The organism is Paenibacillus sp. P4_A9 (assembly GCF_056402415.1).
This window is the reverse complement of the sequence record NZ_JBFUHL010000002.1, coordinates 66,585-82,118: the sequence shown is the minus strand read 5'-3', so window position 1 is coordinate 82,118 and position 15,534 is coordinate 66,585. Positions and strand designations below refer to the sequence as shown.

Below are 15,534 nucleotides of genomic sequence, written 5' to 3'. Positions count from 1 at the left end.
AACCTTATCCCATGAGCATCATTCTTCAAACGAAACAGTTGTCTAAAAGGTATAAAAAGACCGAAGTTGTCACCGCTGTTAACATGCGGGTTCGCCGTGGCGAGATTTACGGTTTTCTAGGGCCGAATGGCGCGGGTAAAACGACGGTCATGCGCATGATCACCAATCTGATAACCCCGACAAGCGGGGAAATTGAATTGTTCGGCGCTCCCCTTACCCCCCACTCTTACGAAACGATGAAACGGATGGGCAATATTATTGAGTATCCCATCTTCTATGAACATCTCTCCGCCCGAGCTAACTTGGAGCTGCATTGCGAATATATGGGCTATTATGATAAAAAAGCGATTAGCGAAACGCTTGATCTGGTCGGATTGGCTGGTATCGGCAATAAGCCGGTGAAGGATTTTTCACTCGGTATGAAGCAGCGGCTTGGGATCGCGAGGGCGATCTGTACGAAGCCAGAGTTGCTCATTCTCGATGAGCCTATCAATGGTATGGATCCGTCGGGGATCCGCGAGATCCGCGATCTGTTTCGCATGCTGAGCAAGGAATTTGGCATGACGTTGCTCATTTCGAGCCATATTTTACAGGAAATTGAGCAATTGGCCGATACGATCGGTGTCATCAACCATGGAAAGCTGCTTGAAGAGGTATCGATGGAACAGGTCCGTGGACGGCATAACGAATATATCGAGATTGTCGTTTCCGATGTGCCTAGAGCTGTGCTTGTGTTGGAGGATAGGCTGGCTATCACTAATTATAAAATCATGGACCGCGGCGCCATTCGAATCTATGATCCGAATCTAGCACCTGCCCTATTGAATCATATGTTGGTTCAGCATGATATTGGCGTCGAGGCGCTGAACAAAAAGACGCGCTCGCTCGAAGACTATTTCCTCGGATTAATCGAAGGAGGGAACCGTGATGCTATGGAAGCTCATCAAGCTGGAAATTAAGAAAACCAAGTGGCGCGGGTTGTTGCTGAGCCTCTTGATCACGAATCTTTTGCTCACCGTATGGGTCGTGGGAAGTGATGTGCCGAGCAATGAAGTCCATAACTATGACCGTGCCTTTCTGAGCATTATGAATTATGCGGGGATTACGTTTATCATCTTCGCTTCGGTGCTCATGTCCCGTATGGTCATCGACGAGTATCGGAACAAAACGATTACACTCCTCTTCGCCTACCCTGTAGCTCGAAAAATGATTTTCCTAGCGAAACTCATTATTATCGGAGCTTGGACCTTTGCCACAGTGTTGATCGCTGACGTCTTCATTCTATCCGCGCTCTTACTCGCCAATTCGCATTACCATTACATCACCGAAACGCTGACTCGCGATCGGCTTATGGCAGAAGCCATTCGTGTACTGATCTTCGCCTTCACATGCGCGAGTGTATCGATGATTCCGCTGTATTTCGGTATGCTTCGGAAGACAATGCCTGCGCTGATCGTAAGTGCATTCATTCTATCTAACGCTACAATGGCCATTTTCAATAACATATCTGTTGATCACAGTTACGGCACCTATGTGATGGCAGCCTTGATGTGCTTCGCGATCGGGGCACTGATGGCTTATGCAGGCGTGCGGAGGAGCCAGTTGTAGGCTGGTGCTTAAGCGAATTTTTTATTCGATGCTTAACGGCTGTCCTCAAAGTAGTAGAATCTACTTTGGGGGCAGCCTCTTCGTCTATCATAGATAGATTGCAGCAGTCATGGGAAATATGATCTATAATACCCAAGATAGTCCCGCTATCTTGTTGGTTTTTCCACAAAATTTGACAAGAATCCAGTCCTTTATCGACAAAGCATAAGCGATCGATTACAATATTTATTAAATGATGTAAGCGGTAAATAGGGGGCTTAAAGGTGATTACAGCAAATAAACCTGAATTTATACAAGAGTCCAAGCTGTTTTGTAAACACATAGGCATGAATCCTAAAGAGATTCCATTTCCCCAGAAGGTACTATCACCTGCTGAATTGAAGAATAAAAGGGAAGAGTATGAAGAAATTTTATCAGTTGTAAGCTTCTTTGGAGAAAAAATTCTTCATTATCTTAAAGGGACTCCACTCCTATTATCTGTTTCTGATGATACAGGTTTCATCCTTCATATGATGGGTGATGAAACGATAAAAAAAACCATCAACGAGCTGGGAATTAGCTCGGGTGTGCAGTTTACTGAAGCTAGTATGGGAACTAACGTCGTGAATATGGCGTTAAAATATAACCAGTCCCCCATTCAGCTTATTGGTGATGATCATTATCACGAATACTTGCACGAAAGCGCCTGCTATGCTGTTGCATTCCACTACACAGACATCAACGACCTTCTTGGAAGCTTAGTCATCATGACCGCTAAAGAGTTTCAGAATCCTATGTTAATAACGATGCTAGCAACTACTGTAGACTCTATTGAAAGAGAGCTCTTGCTGCGCAAGCAGAATCGAAAACTCAATATTTTAAATCAAATCATTATGGACAATACACGTAATGGTATTATTTTGACGAATCGGGATGGAGAAATTATTACCTTCAACCAATACGCCGAGTTATTTACTGGGAAGTCTAAAGAAGACATGTTAGGTACAAAAGTTCAACATCTAGCCTCCATGGGAGAATATATATACGAAGTTATCCAAAATGGAAAAACATTCGAAGACGTTCAGATGACTTTTGAGCAAAGCTCAACAGAAGATCGACTAGTTTGCCTATTCGATGCTTATCCCCTATATGACGAGAAAAAGCAATTACTAGGCGCCTTTGGACAGTTTAGGAGTATTACCGAAAGGGTCAAAGCCGAGCAAAGATACAACTATTTGGCTAATCACGACGATTTAACCAAGCTCCCCAATCGTCGATATTATATGAATAGAGTTTCTCTATTAATTCAACAGACGCAGGACGTAGACCATCAGGTTGCCATTGTATGTTTAGATTTAGATCGATTCAAGATTATTAACGATACGTTAGGCCACTCTAGCGGAGACTTAATCCTCATTATGGTTGCTTCACGGCTTCGAGATATTCTGGAGCCGGGTGAATTTGTAGCCAGAATGGGAGGAGATGAATTTATGTTCGTCTTCTCTCATATAAAGTGCGAAGAACAGGTTTTAGATCGGGTTAAAGCCATCCTCCATATTTTCAACATGCCATACAATTTAAATGGATACGAATTTCATTTAACAGCCAGTGCGGGCATCTCTATATACCCGAAAGATGGAGATAGCCTTGAAACTTTAATGATAACGGCAGATACGGCCATGTACAGCGCAAAGAATCGCGGCTTAAACATGTATGCTCTGTACTCGCCTGATATGAACATATCGACACGTGAGAAAATGGCTTTGGAAAGTTCACTGCGGAAGGCCATTGAGAATAACGAATTTCGACTGTACTATCAGCCTCAAGTGGATATTAGAAGCGGTGAGATTAAAGGAGTCGAGGCACTAGTTCGTTGGCAGCATCCCACTAAGGGATTGATACCGCCCAACGATTTTATCCCAATCGCTGAAGAGACAGGCTTTATCACTCAGATAGACCGGTGGGTCTTACGTACCGCCTGCTTGCAGAATAAGAAATGGCAAGATCAGGGACTCCCTCCATTTCGAGTCTCTGTTAATCTGTCATCTCAGGAATTCCTGGATGATGCCCTTGTCGACGTGGTAAAAACAGTGTTGGATGAAACGGGTTTAGAACCTCGATACTTGGACCTTGAAATTACTGAAACGATGACTATGAACGTAAATCATGCTATCCCTATGCTTCGTAAACTGCATTCCCTTGGCATTCAAATAAGTATGGACGATTTCGGGACTGGCTACAGTTCTTTAAATTATCTGAAAAACTTTTCAATCGATCGATTAAAAATAGACAAAAGCTTTGTCAGGGACATTGGCAATGGTTCGAATGGGACTAATATTGTGAGTATTATTATTGCCATAGCCCACAGTATGAACCTTGAAGTAGTTGCTGAAGGTGTAGAGGAGAAAGAGCAGCTTCGCTTCCTGCAGATTCAAAAATGCGATGAGGTTCAAGGCTATTACTTTAGTCCTCCAATTCCGGGAGAAGAATTCGAAAAATCATTTCCGGATCTCACTTCCAGAATGAAAAAGTTGTACTGATAAACATTTAGGGGGATCAAGACCTTATGCCATCTGTAAGCAGTGTTCTAGTTAAGCACTTGTCAAAATGGGGAGTTACCCATGTGTTCGGAATACCTGGTAAGCCTGTAACGCCACTTGTACTAGAGATGGACAATGTGGGCATTACGTTTGTGCTAAGCAAGCATGAAGAAGGAGCAGGCCTTGCGGCAGCAGGCTATGCTCTAGTACGTAATACCCTAGGTGTTGCGCTTGGCACAGCCGGACCGGGCGGAATAAACATGCTGACTGCTGCAGGCCAAGCGCTTTATTCCAATGTTCCCGTGTTGTTCCTGACGGGTTCTCCGCCAATCCGCGACATTGGAAAAGTTCTTGGTCAAGACAGTACAATGTTCGGCACGGATCTTGTGAAGATGTTCGAGCCCGTAACAAAATTCAGTGCACGAATAGATCGTGGAGAGCTTCTTAGAGGCTACTTAGAGCACGCTATGGAGCATGCATTCACTGGCGTCAAAGGCCCGGTTCATCTAAACATTCCCGTGGACGTCTTAACGGAACAAATAGATGACTTTGATTTAACACTCCCAGATGCTTATCCGACAACCATAGCTTCTAATTTAGATCATGTTGCCACCCTTCTTGCCGAAGCCAAACGCCCCTTATTATTCATCGGGGGGGCTCTTCACGCCTTAGGTGCGTACAAAGAAATTGAAGCATTTGCTAAGAAGTGGTCCCTTCCAGTAACGACAACTCCAGGGGGTAAAGGGGTGTTTCTTTCGGATCACCCTCTACACCTGGGACCGTTTGGCCTTGGTGGAAATGCGCTTTCAGAGTCCTATCTCCGCGAGGGAGTCGATCTGTTGATCGTGGTAGGGAGTCAACTAAGTGATCTGGAGATTCCCGGGTTTGATCCCTCGATCTATCCAAAGCATATTATCCACTTTGATCACGAGCCCCGCTTTATAGGTAAAGCTTTATCCGTGGCTACTACCCCTGTACTCGGAAACATCCGCAGTAATCTACAGGCGCTGTTGTCATTCGCCGATATTACAGTTGCACCAAGGCATATCCCCGTTGCTTTCGAAATGGAAGATAGCTATGTATCAGGAGACCTTCTTCGTGGTAAGCAAGTTATGGAGATTCTCCGTGAAGAATTACCTGATGATACGCTGGTTTATGGGGATGCTGGCAGCCATTCCTTTTATGCTATCAAATATTTTGACATTAAGGTGCCGGGTACTTTTTACTTTGAAGAAGTATATGCCACTATGGGCCGTGCCATTGGATATGCGGTTGGTGCCAAATTCGGGGCTCCAAATCGAACAGTCGCTTGTTTGACGGGCGACGGCTGCATGTTTATGAATGGGACGGAAGTTTCCACTTCGGTCAACCACGACGCCCCTGTGCTCTTTTTGGTCGCGAACAATCAATGCATAGACATGGTAGATAAAGGAATGGAACGACATTTAGGCAGAGCGGTGGGGACTACCTACAAGGCGCCGCTAGATGGAGCGAAATTTGGTGAAGCTCTTGGTGCAAGGGGTTACCGCTGTACAACGGCTGAGGAGCTGAGGCATGCCATTCAAGACGCTCTTAGATGTAATCAAACGAGCGTAATTGATATTATCATGGATTCAAAAGAAATACCCCCTACAATGAAGAGGGGGTAGAAGGGGTTATTAGGACCACGAATAAAACGATTCAAGAACGCTATGAATCTGGCATAGACACACTACAGACCATGGTTGGCGACCATGGGGCAGTATGATTAAACAAATTGGCGAGTTTTTCCCCTGACTTTGGCCGAACTTTAGTTGCTTTCGGTTTTGACGACCTCTCATAAGCCTCGAACGCATTTGTAAAAACTTCTAAGCCCGTCCCTTTTTCCGAAAAAAGTCATTCATTTTAATTTAAATCAAACTTTTTTATAGGTAAAACATTTCAAGTAGAAACACTATCTATTGTTGGTGATATAAAAACAAATCTAATTGTTATTAAGGCTATGGTTGACCCATTAGAAATTCCGCCAACTATGAAGAGGGGGTAAAATATGCTTCTTACAACTAAATATCCTCAGAACATAATGCATGTAGTCAGAATGGAATTGGGTGGAGCATATCATTCTACAGAATTGGATCGTCAAATTAATGAGATGTCGAAGATTGAGATTATGGACAGATATCTGGCTTCCCATTACAAAAATATGAAAGGTAATGAGATTAGGGAAGTTATTGAAATGGTTTATCAAATTAGCTTAGATACCATTTCTGCAAACGGTGAAGGCAGCCTTTTAGCTTCTTTTCCCTTCGATATCATGGTACGTGTTAGAGAATCCCTTAAAGTAGACCCTGCTTCAACTGATCTCGACTCTCAAATCATGTCTATGACGAAAGTCGAAGTCATGGACAGATATCTGCTAGCATATGGAAATAGCATAACGGGGTTGGAAATTAGAAGAATAGTCAATGAGATTTTCGGTGTAAATCTGAGTGCGCTCGCTACTTTAGATAAAGCTAGATTATCCATCTTTTCAAAAGGACAATGGATTTTACAAAACAAAACTGACATATTTAGTGTCTATACTGGAAAGGGGGACAAGGATGTAAAAATTAGCGCCACAAAATATTTTATTGAAAAAATAGGATCCGATCAATTTCCCAATGAACTTCATGACTTCTTAATCGATATAGGCTTTTCTTACCATACAGACATGAAAAGTTACAATTATTCGAACCCAACGGGTCAATCTATTTCCGACTCTTTCAAAGGGCAACTAATTAAAACATTAGTAACATTTGTACAAGACCATTATTACAATTTGGGACAACTAGAAATGGCTTAGCATCCATATCAAGGAAAAGGGCACCCGGCCGGCTGGGTGCCCTTTTGTATGCTCTGTTCTTACGCAGCCACATCTCGCTTCGTGAACACAAGCCACGCTGTTACATTGAATACGATGAAATAGATGCTAAGCATCATGATGGAGAAATTCATGGTCATCCCTGGCTGATACGGACGGCCACTTAGATATTGTGATAGATCAATATTAGAGAACAGCAAATACTTGCTCCATTCATACGGCTGCAAGAGTTCCATGAAGATCGCCCCCGCGAAGAGTAGGAAGATGGAGAACCCAATCGCCATGATACTGCTGCGGAAGGCAGAAGAAATCATGAAAGCCATAGTGACAAAAATAATGGTGGAGATACCATTAAGTAGATACGTTTTCCACAAGTTAGCAACCATATTTTTCTCTACAATTTGGCCTGCTGCATCCACGACCACTAGCGGCAGGTTTATCGACCCAAACTTATACAGGATCCCGTTCACTAGAATCGACACAACAAACAGAACAACCAACAAAAACAAGCCAAACGCAATCATCGACAAATACTTGGACACGAGAATTTTCGTTCGATTCGCAGGTCGAATCAATAGCAACTTGATAGTCCCGGTGGTGAATTCACCAGCCAAGCTATCTCCCGCTACAATAACGGTGAATAAGGTGATCAAGATAATAAAATGCGCCGAATCGTTAATTCCGCTCCACATGGTCCCCCCCTCCGGGTGTATATTATGGTCGAGGTGGTAGTCATACCTTGCGATCTGCTTTTCGATACTTGCCCTGCTCTCCGCACTCCGTTTCGGCTCCTTCATCGCATCTGTGAGCTCCTGTTTTTGCTCGATCACATGATCCCGCCACGCATCGGTCTCTCCTGATTTATCATCATAGTACCAATCCATAAAGCTGCCCAGGAAGACGGCACCAATCATGATGGCGACCATGATCCACGTACGCACACGGCGATAAAGCTTCATATTTTCATTCAATATTAAATTAACCAACTTGCTCACCCCCTGTCATTTCTAAGAACCGGTCTTCTAGTGATTGTCGCAGCACTTGGACACCATAAATGCGAACATCTCTGCGCATGAGATCAGCCAGGATGTCAGGTATGCAGTCTCGCTCCGTAACTACCTCCACACCCTCCGTAACGATCTTCACATCTTTGATGCCAGCCATACCAACGATAGCTGCGTGAACCAGTTCCGCAGGTGAAGCTTCGATTAAATAGGTTTGTGTCCCATCCTGCGAATCTGCCATGAAATCTTGAATCGTCTTCACATCGACAAGCTTGCCTTGCTGTATGATTGCAACACGATCACACATCAGCTCCATCTCGGTTAACAAATGACTGGAAACGATAACCGTGATCCCTTCGGATCGGGTCAGATAACGCAGGTAATCGCGCAATTCACGTATCCCCGCTGGGTCAAGCCCGTTCGTCGGCTCGTCAAGAATAAGCAGAGACGGCCTATGCAGCAACGCCTGAGCGACACCCAAACGCTGGCGCATGCCTAGCGAGTACTTTTTCACCTTGTCGTGAATCCGCGCCTCCAGCCTCACGAGCTTGACCACTTCGTCAATCCGTTCCTTCGTAACCCCAGGTACCATGCGCGCATAATGAACTAAGTTATGATAGCCGCTCAAAAACTTGTACATCTCGGGATTCTCAACAATCGCACCAACATGGCGGATCGCTTGTTCGAAGTCATTCTTAATGTTTTTTCCTTTAATCACAATTTCTCCCTGTGTGATCGACATTAAGCCAACCATCATACGGATTGTTGTCGTCTTCCCTGCGCCATTTGGCCCCAGAAATCCAAATATTTCACCCTGCGGCACGTCAAAAGTTAAATTATCAATAAGTGTTGTACGTCCAATTCGCTTCGTAACACCACGCAGGCTTACGATTGGTTCACTGCTCATGAGATAGCCTCCTTGTCGATTCTTCCTATTTGAGAACTCTTTACTTAATTTGAATGAGGATGTCGGCTGATCGTACCTTAGCCTCCACTTTCCATTTCCCAGAACCCACTTGACCTTTCAGTCGTTTTTCATAGTCGTTATTGCTGTCTGCTTCCTGTTTAATAATAGGCAACGGAAGGAGTGTTTGGATGCTGCCCCCACTCACGGATGCATCCAGCGCATAACCCTCGGATTCTGGCAAAATAAAGCTGATCTCTCCTGCTTCCGATATAACTCGGGTGTCGCCTTGAATCTGGTCAAATTGAAGGTCTGAGGCTTGGTTATTAACGTCTACGGCGCCAACAATTTGACGGATGTACACAGAACCGTGCTTCGTATTGCCTGTAACCTTCCCGAGGACCTCGGATACATGCGTTTGACCTGATTTCGTATTGAGAACCACATTACCTGTGGTGTGGTCCATCGTTGTTTTACTACCATTGTTCGTTAGCTTAATTTCTCCGGTAACATCCGTCATGTAAAGACTTCCATAGGTGGATTTCACCGAAATATTCCCTTGGACATGCGCAATTTCCATGAGTCCGTTCGAGGAGGAGGCTTCGACATCCGCACGAATCCCACTGATACGCACGGCGCCATTCTCATTCGCAATGTTCACCTTCATGGCATCGGGGATATAAAGCACATACTCGATGGATACATCATCGGGATCAATGGGCTTGCCATTCGCCATCGTAACAAAGGTTAACTGTCCATTCTGGACTTGCTCTTCTACGGTGACCGCATCTCGTTTACGATTCGCTGCCTCTGTACTCGCGGCCGATGCTGTCACGGTGTACTGTAACCGGATCCCCCGAGACTCCGAACGTAGGACTGATATTTTGCCCCCAAGACTTGCTAAAAGCACTTCCTTGACCTCTGGCTTGTTAATTTCCGACTGATGCTGCGCTGTTGCCGTTGCGGCTCGCTTCGCCCCCATGAAGGCATCCATCTTCTCTTCATTCACGAATTGCTCGCTATAAGTTCGAAAAACATCTTCCTTACCGAAGGACACATCCAGAATCGAGAGTAAGAAAAGAATCGCAACAGAGGTGAGAAGAATACTTCTTTTTTGCCGAAAAGACATCTTCATACCTCCACTTCTTTCTCGAAAATAAAACCATTCAGCGCAATTAACCCTATGCAGAGTAAGCCAAGCACAATAAAGGGGCCCGAATGTAGGAAAGCCATATCTGAATCCTTATGTCCAATGACGATATCTGGTGTCCATGCCAGCAGGTAGGCTAACAGCGGGCTGACTCGAAGGACCAGCCAGCTGATACCAAAAAATGCGCTGAGCATCACCAACCATTTGAACTTGGCAACGAGCTGCCCACATAGGAATGTGAACTGCACGACAATTAAGAAAAATAAAATAACGAGAATGCCGATCCAGAAGAGATTGACCCCCAGACTAAAAAGGCTCGGACCTATCTCAGACCAATCTTCGCTTGTGCTCACTTCATCCCACATCACACGTAGCAACAGGATTGCAAAGCTTGCTCCAATCCATATGGACGTTGCAATGAGCAAGGATAGCACTGCCGCCAGCTTAGCCGTTAGCACCTTCCACCCTCGAATTGGCAAGGACAGAAGGAGATAAATCGAGTTCGTTCTCCACTCCACATGAAGCTGATAATAACCTGTCCCTATCGCTAAGATAGCTAGGAATAAATACGGAATAAAGATGGATAGCGCTGCAGCCGAATCGAATTCCACGGCAGCGTTTTTGTATAATAGAATCAAGTGCACGGCAACGATGGCCACTGCGAAAAAACCGTATAGCGGGAAAATACTCTTTATTTCTTTCTTGAATAGGTTCCAGAGTGCCATCTACCCGTACACCTTCTCCCATATGTTCTCTAACGAACAACCGTACGTCTCGCGCAAATTTTCGGTTGAGTCGAATATTGTAATCTGACCATTCTGTAGAAAAATAACATCATCGAACATAGGCTCGGATTCATTCACGGAATGAGTAGAGAGCACAATCGTCTGCTCATCGGATTGGAACTCGCTAATAATCGAGCGGATAATTTTGGCCCTCGAAGACGGATCAATGCCCGAGAATGGCTCGTCCAGCAGAATAAGTGGCACCTTGCGGGACAACGCCACGATCAGCTTCAGTCGAGCCCGCATCCCTTTGGACAGATTCCGAACCTTCTGGTTCTCATCCAGCTCCATTTTCAACAGCATTTGGGCCGCTTTCTCTTCCTGCCAATCCTTGTAGAACCCTGATATAAAGCGCAGCGTTTCCTTCACTGTCATCCACCCGTAGAGATGATCAATCTCAGGCAAGTAGGCCACCTGCTGCTTGTTGTGTACATCAGGCTTCCTGCCGTTCACGTGGATGCTGCCTGAGGTGGGATAAATCAGACCGGCCATCATCTTGAGCAATGTTGATTTCCCACTGCCGTTAGGCCCTAGTAAGCCAACAATCGTGCCTTTCTTGATCTGAAGATCGATGCCGCGTATCGCTTGCTTTAATAAATACTTCTTTTGAATAGCTTTGAGCTCGATCATGTACGGATTGTCTTCGTTAGACACGGTCTATCCCTCCTTACTTTCTCTATGTAATGTATCGCGAAGCCGTTGCGCCATTTCGTCCGGCTCAATGCCCAATCCGCGCATTTCTTCGATAAATTGTTGGACCGCAGCCTGCGCCATTTCAGAGCGAATCAATAGAAGCATCGCCGGATCGTTCTTGATAAAAGTACCCTGACCTCGTAACGTCTCCGTCAAACCCACCCGCTCCATCTCTTGGTATGCACGCATTACCGTATTCGGATTCACTTGTGAAATTTGTGCCCGCTCCTTGTGGGACGGGATTTTATCACCTGGCGAGAGCTCGCCTCTGGCCAGAGCCTTCTTAACCTCATCCACCATCTGCAAATAAATCGGTTTCGGGCTATTAAAATTAAGTTGCACGGTCCTACCCTCCTCTTCACCGCAAACCAGTGCACTATTGAACTAGTGCACTGTAAGCATATTTATATTTGTGGGGATTGTCAATGACTATTTATTGGACATGGCAAAAAGGAGAGCGCGCACGAGAGATGAGATGCTCTTCTCTGGAGGAAAGGGAACAGGACCATAACGCCATCATGGCAAAAAGGGAAGCAGGGGCTTTTACACTAAACGAGAATTGGAGTTTAACTCGATAATATCGACTATCTCGAGTGAATCGAGGCCTGTAGCACAGAATTAGTCGATAAAATCGACTATCTCGAGAGATTCGAGGCCTCTAGCACAGACTCACCTTCAAGAAGCATCATAACGATACGCTTCTCACGGTGACAAATACAGGGGAAGGCATTCCTGCCGAGCACTTGGAGCGGATCTTCGACCGCTTCTACCGCGCGGATCCGTCTCGTTCACGCAAGCATGGCGCTTATGGGTTGGGATTAGCGATAGCGAAGTCAATCGTTGAGCAGCATAAGGGGAAAATAACTGCGAAAAGCGTGCAGCATGAGACGACGTCGTTTTATGTGCAGCTACCATAACGAGTTGAAAAAAAAGCTTGCCTTCTGGACATAGCAGAGGCAAGCTTTTACTTTTTGACCCACAGCGTATTTATATAGGCGGTCTTAAAGCCTACCTTCTCCATATTTGCATGACTTATTGAGCCAAATTCGACATCTGTGAAGAGAGTTTTCATGCCGAATTTCATGGCATCGGCGAGTCTCCGATTCAGAAGCGCTGTTTGACAGCCTCTGCCTCGGAACGCTGGGAAGGTATAATCATTCGCGATGTATCCCGCTTCCCCACTCCGAAAAAGTGAACCCATCGCCGCAGGCTCCTCCTCAATGGTGAGCATGTAATTGATGAAGTTAGGACTGTAGAAGTACGGCTTCGCTCGTGCGATCATCTCCTTATTGATTTCCATATTCCCATGCGACATCTGGATCCACTGAATAAATTGCTCGGCATTTGCCTCGGTTACCCGCTCAATGAGATACGAGTTCGTGCTGTCCACTTGCGCGTCTGCTGGATGTGCCACCATAAAAACCAGCTGTTCCACGGGGAACAATCCTTTCCCGATTAACGCGCTGGTCACCTCTTCCGTCATATGGTTAGGCGTGATATCAAATGAGGGGGCAGCAAACTCGTAATTGCTGAACAATGTATCGAGATTCTGCAAGTCCTCTGGGCCGAAGCCTTTAATCCGGTTATAGTACGCGGAGGGCTGACCTGTTGTATCCCTAAGCAACGTGCAGTTGCCCACTTGTTTGACTTCGAGATTTCTTGCCACAGCGGTCAGGGACCTGCTCGCATTCAATTGCGTGAGCTCGGTTTCAATCTTTTCAACTTGTTCCATGTAATCGAAAGGTTTTATTCTAGGCATGGTTGAATTCTCCTATTGTTGTTTTTCCACATCTCGGGAGCTAACATTAAACACAATAACAGCCAATTTCAGGCTGCATGGGGGTCTTATTATAATGAGCCATTCTGCGCAAGATTCATCCGTACCACCTACGGCTTCAATTGCACCATGGCTTTCCGTTAACAACGTCTCCGCAGCTGCCGATTTCTACAAATCTGCCTTTGGCGCGAGCGAGCTCTACCGTCTTGAAGAGGATAACGGACAGATCGCGATTATCAACCTAGCCATCCAAGGAGCAGATTTCTGGCTGCAAGATGATCCAGACTTCAACTCCGAATATGTAAAGCAAGGTTCATTTCGAATGATTGTGACCGTCGACAATCCGGATGCCCTATTCGAGCAGGCGCTCTCCGCAGGAGCAACTGAGATCACACCGATGAATGAAGGCCATGGCTGGCGCATTGGTCGTGTTGCAGATCCTTTTGGCTTCCATTGGGAAATTGGTGTACGGGTTGGATAGCCCCTCGTTAATTACCGAAGAGAACATGGCGTCCATCCAAGAAATGTCCGCTAGCATGACGACACAGGACAGCCGAATTAGCGACATCCTGGAAAGCTTCCTGCAGCTGGACAAGTTGACTTCCGATCTTAATCGGATGACGAAGGGTTAATCTTTGGCCTGTCTACCCGGCCATGAACAGCTAGTAAAAAGTCCACGCCTCTAAAGATGAGGCGTGGACTTACTTTTACTTAGGGATATGCTCATGCGTGATCGAACATTTATTCTGTATAAATTGGATCTGGTTTTCAAGCCTATTGCGCTGCTCTTCTGGGCCTTGGAATTGTTCAAGTTCCTGTATTAAATTGTGCAAATCGTCTCCGGCATTCGCGCAATCATAATTACTTTCTACATTTTCGAGCATATTCCAGCCTCCTCATGTATCCATCCTTGTTATTTTCCACCCTTATTACTGCTCTGGTCCTGTGTTCGCGTGGTTGTATTTTTTCTGGATTGCCCTTGTTGTTTGTGACCTGACATGTTGTTCACACTCCTTGAAATGTAGGTTTTAGATAGTGCGAGTTTATTATAAGCAGTTGGCCGAATTTGATACGATGAAAAATAAATCCCCTACATATACAACACATACGCGGTAATCAGCTCAAAGCAAATAACCGTCGAAATGATCGCCGGTTGATATGCTTGTTAATAAATGTTGAACTGCACTTTTAGAAGCTTGCGTTAGGATCATGACACCATCTATACTAATTTTCTTATCCAAATGCGTACAAAAACAGGCAAAGAAAAGACCACCCCGTAGAGGATGGTCTCCCTTGTTTCACTAACGAGCCCTTGATTAGTGCGTTTGTCCCTGATCGCTCAAATCCTCTGTCGAGGATACCTCGCAAGCCTGATTAGCTGCCGCCTCGAACTCTGCTTCATTACTCGAACCCAGCTTGTCGCCATACTGGTCAAGCCTGCCTGGCTTCCCTGCTGGGCCGTCATTATCTGGCTTATTGTTTCTTCCGCTCACATGATCACCTCTTAGCGTTAATGAATGTTGCCATACGCGTTGCCTTGGCATACGCATTAGTGTATCTCAATTGGCACCAAACCATGCTGGTACCCAAGAAACACCAACACAATCATCCCCATCTTCTCCCTCTGAAGGACGTTTAACCTACTATTCCTTCATGCAGCATCTGAATGTTATCCCCTTCTTTAACATCAAAGTTAAAAGGCACCCGCGGAGCGGATGCCTTCTTCATGTTTCTCAGTTTGCGATTTGTCGCCACTCAGGATATTCATCCAGATAGCCGTACTGGCTTAACTCTTTGAGCGAATTTCGAATACTATGTTCGTCCTCGTAGGATTGGCTCGTTAATTCCAGCAAGTCATGTAAATGAATATGCGGGTTCTCTTTGCAAAAAATAAGTAAACCCTTGGCCGCCCATGAGAGGCGGTCATCTTGGAAATCACCAACCATCCGGCGAAACAATTTATGCGGAAGAACTTTCAGTTCCACCAGGTCTTGCAACGCCTTCATCGTCTGCTTGTCCGTCATTCGGCCGAGTATGGAAATCTCAGATAGCTCAGGGAAGTTTGACTCGGAGCCAAAGCTTTTCAAAATAATATAGACCATTTGAGAACATAAATCTAAGCCTGGTTGACGAAAAATATCAACCGAAAGTGTAAAATTACGTGTTCCCTCGTTTACCTGCCCGTTAGACATTTCGATGTCCCCCTTTTCATTATGATCGGAGTTCACCCCACTCAGTTATATCCTACATGAGAA

General features: G+C 45.3%; 17 protein-coding genes and 1 pseudogene. 8 read left to right on the top strand and 10 right to left on the bottom strand.

Going from position 1 to position 15,534, the window contains the following annotated elements:
- Positions 1-11: 11 nt before the first annotated feature.
- The 5 genes from AC1DVJ_RS02685 to AC1DVJ_RS02665 all read left to right on the top strand — a co-directional run bounded on the left by AC1DVJ_RS02685 (position 12) and on the right by AC1DVJ_RS02665 (position 6,948).
- Positions 12-959 carry an ABC transporter ATP-binding protein gene (locus AC1DVJ_RS02685; protein WP_477588156.1) on the top strand — a complete coding sequence of 316 codons (948 nt, stop codon included), beginning with the start codon at positions 12-14 and terminating at the stop codon, positions 957-959.
- On the top strand, positions 928-1,608 hold the full coding sequence (locus AC1DVJ_RS02680; RefSeq protein WP_477588154.1) for an ABC transporter permease: 681 nt from the start codon (positions 928-930) through the stop codon (positions 1,606-1,608). Before AC1DVJ_RS02685 ends, AC1DVJ_RS02680 begins: the two co-directional genes overlap by 32 nt.
- Before the next feature lie 263 nt (positions 1,609-1,871).
- Positions 1,872-4,127 carry an EAL domain-containing protein gene (locus AC1DVJ_RS02675; protein ID WP_477588153.1) on the top strand — a complete coding sequence of 752 codons (2,256 nt, stop codon included), beginning with the start codon at positions 1,872-1,874 and terminating at the stop codon, positions 4,125-4,127.
- Between the two features lie 26 nt (positions 4,128-4,153).
- Complete coding sequence (locus tag AC1DVJ_RS02670; RefSeq protein ID WP_477588151.1) at positions 4,154-5,776, top strand: thiamine pyrophosphate-binding protein; 1,623 nt, start codon at positions 4,154-4,156, stop codon at positions 5,774-5,776.
- Between the two features lie 380 nt (positions 5,777-6,156).
- A complete protein-coding gene (locus AC1DVJ_RS02665) occupies positions 6,157-6,948 on the top strand; it encodes a hypothetical protein (RefSeq protein WP_477588149.1) in 792 nt (263 codons plus the stop codon).
- A 59-nt stretch (positions 6,949-7,007) separates the two neighbouring features.
- Here AC1DVJ_RS02665 and AC1DVJ_RS02660 read toward each other — a convergent pair whose 3' ends face one another.
- Genes AC1DVJ_RS02660 through AC1DVJ_RS02635 form a run of 6 tightly spaced genes read right to left on the bottom strand, consistent with a single transcriptional unit; the run spans position 7,008 to position 11,844 of the window.
- Positions 7,008-7,952, bottom strand: a complete 945-nt coding sequence (locus tag AC1DVJ_RS02660; RefSeq protein WP_477588148.1) for an ABC transporter permease — start codon at positions 7,950-7,952, stop codon at positions 7,008-7,010.
- Positions 7,945-8,877, bottom strand: coding sequence for an ABC transporter ATP-binding protein (locus AC1DVJ_RS02655; protein ID WP_477588147.1), 933 nt, complete (start codon positions 8,875-8,877; stop codon positions 7,945-7,947). The genes AC1DVJ_RS02660 and AC1DVJ_RS02655 overlap by 8 nt, the downstream gene beginning before the upstream one ends.
- 40 nt (positions 8,878-8,917) lie before the next feature.
- Positions 8,918-10,003, bottom strand: a complete 1,086-nt coding sequence (locus tag AC1DVJ_RS02650; RefSeq protein ID WP_477588145.1) for a DUF4097 family beta strand repeat-containing protein — start codon at positions 10,001-10,003, stop codon at positions 8,918-8,920.
- A gap of 2 nt (positions 10,004-10,005) precedes the next feature.
- Positions 10,006-10,749, bottom strand: coding sequence for a hypothetical protein (locus AC1DVJ_RS02645; RefSeq protein ID WP_477588144.1), 744 nt, complete (start codon positions 10,747-10,749; stop codon positions 10,006-10,008).
- Positions 10,750-11,463, bottom strand: coding sequence for an ABC transporter ATP-binding protein (locus AC1DVJ_RS02640; RefSeq protein WP_477588143.1), 714 nt, complete (start codon positions 11,461-11,463; stop codon positions 10,750-10,752). It lies immediately after the preceding gene.
- Between the two features lie 3 nt (positions 11,464-11,466).
- Positions 11,467-11,844, bottom strand: coding sequence for a GntR family transcriptional regulator (locus tag AC1DVJ_RS02635; protein ID WP_477588142.1), 378 nt, complete (start codon positions 11,842-11,844; stop codon positions 11,467-11,469).
- A 326-nt stretch (positions 11,845-12,170) separates the two neighbouring features.
- Here AC1DVJ_RS02635 and AC1DVJ_RS02630 point away from each other — a divergent pair.
- Positions 12,171-12,419, top strand: a pseudogene (locus tag AC1DVJ_RS02630) (sensor histidine kinase); the annotation flags it as partial.
- A gap of 47 nt (positions 12,420-12,466) precedes the next feature.
- Here AC1DVJ_RS02630 and AC1DVJ_RS02625 read toward each other — a convergent pair.
- Complete coding sequence (locus tag AC1DVJ_RS02625) at positions 12,467-13,261, bottom strand: GNAT family N-acetyltransferase (protein WP_477588141.1); 795 nt, start codon at positions 13,259-13,261, stop codon at positions 12,467-12,469.
- Positions 13,262-13,355: 94 nt separating this feature from the next.
- Here AC1DVJ_RS02625 and AC1DVJ_RS02620 point away from each other — a divergent pair, with 94 nt between their 5' ends.
- Both AC1DVJ_RS02620 and AC1DVJ_RS02615 read left to right on the top strand, forming a co-directional pair.
- Entirely contained in the window at positions 13,356-13,760 is a 405-nt protein-coding gene (locus AC1DVJ_RS02620) for a VOC family protein (protein WP_477588140.1), read from the top strand.
- Positions 13,708-13,911 carry a hypothetical protein gene (locus tag AC1DVJ_RS02615; protein WP_477588500.1) on the top strand — a complete coding sequence of 68 codons (204 nt, stop codon included), beginning with the start codon at positions 13,708-13,710 and terminating at the stop codon, positions 13,909-13,911. Before AC1DVJ_RS02620 ends, AC1DVJ_RS02615 begins: the two co-directional genes overlap by 53 nt.
- Positions 13,912-13,986: 75 nt before the next feature.
- On the opposite strand, the gene AC1DVJ_RS02610 is transcribed toward AC1DVJ_RS02615, so the two are convergent.
- The 3 genes from AC1DVJ_RS02610 to AC1DVJ_RS02600 form a co-directional block, all read right to left on the bottom strand.
- Entirely contained in the window at positions 13,987-14,163 is a 177-nt protein-coding gene (locus AC1DVJ_RS02610) for a DUF2524 domain-containing protein (protein WP_477588138.1), read from the bottom strand.
- Positions 14,164-14,595: 432 nt separating this feature from the next.
- On the bottom strand, positions 14,596-14,772 hold the full coding sequence (locus AC1DVJ_RS02605) for a hypothetical protein (protein WP_477588136.1): 177 nt from the start codon (positions 14,770-14,772) through the stop codon (positions 14,596-14,598).
- Between the two features lie 240 nt (positions 14,773-15,012).
- Positions 15,013-15,471, bottom strand: a complete 459-nt coding sequence (locus AC1DVJ_RS02600) for a hypothetical protein (protein WP_477588135.1) — start codon at positions 15,469-15,471, stop codon at positions 15,013-15,015.
- Between the last annotated feature and the right edge of the window lie 63 nt (positions 15,472-15,534).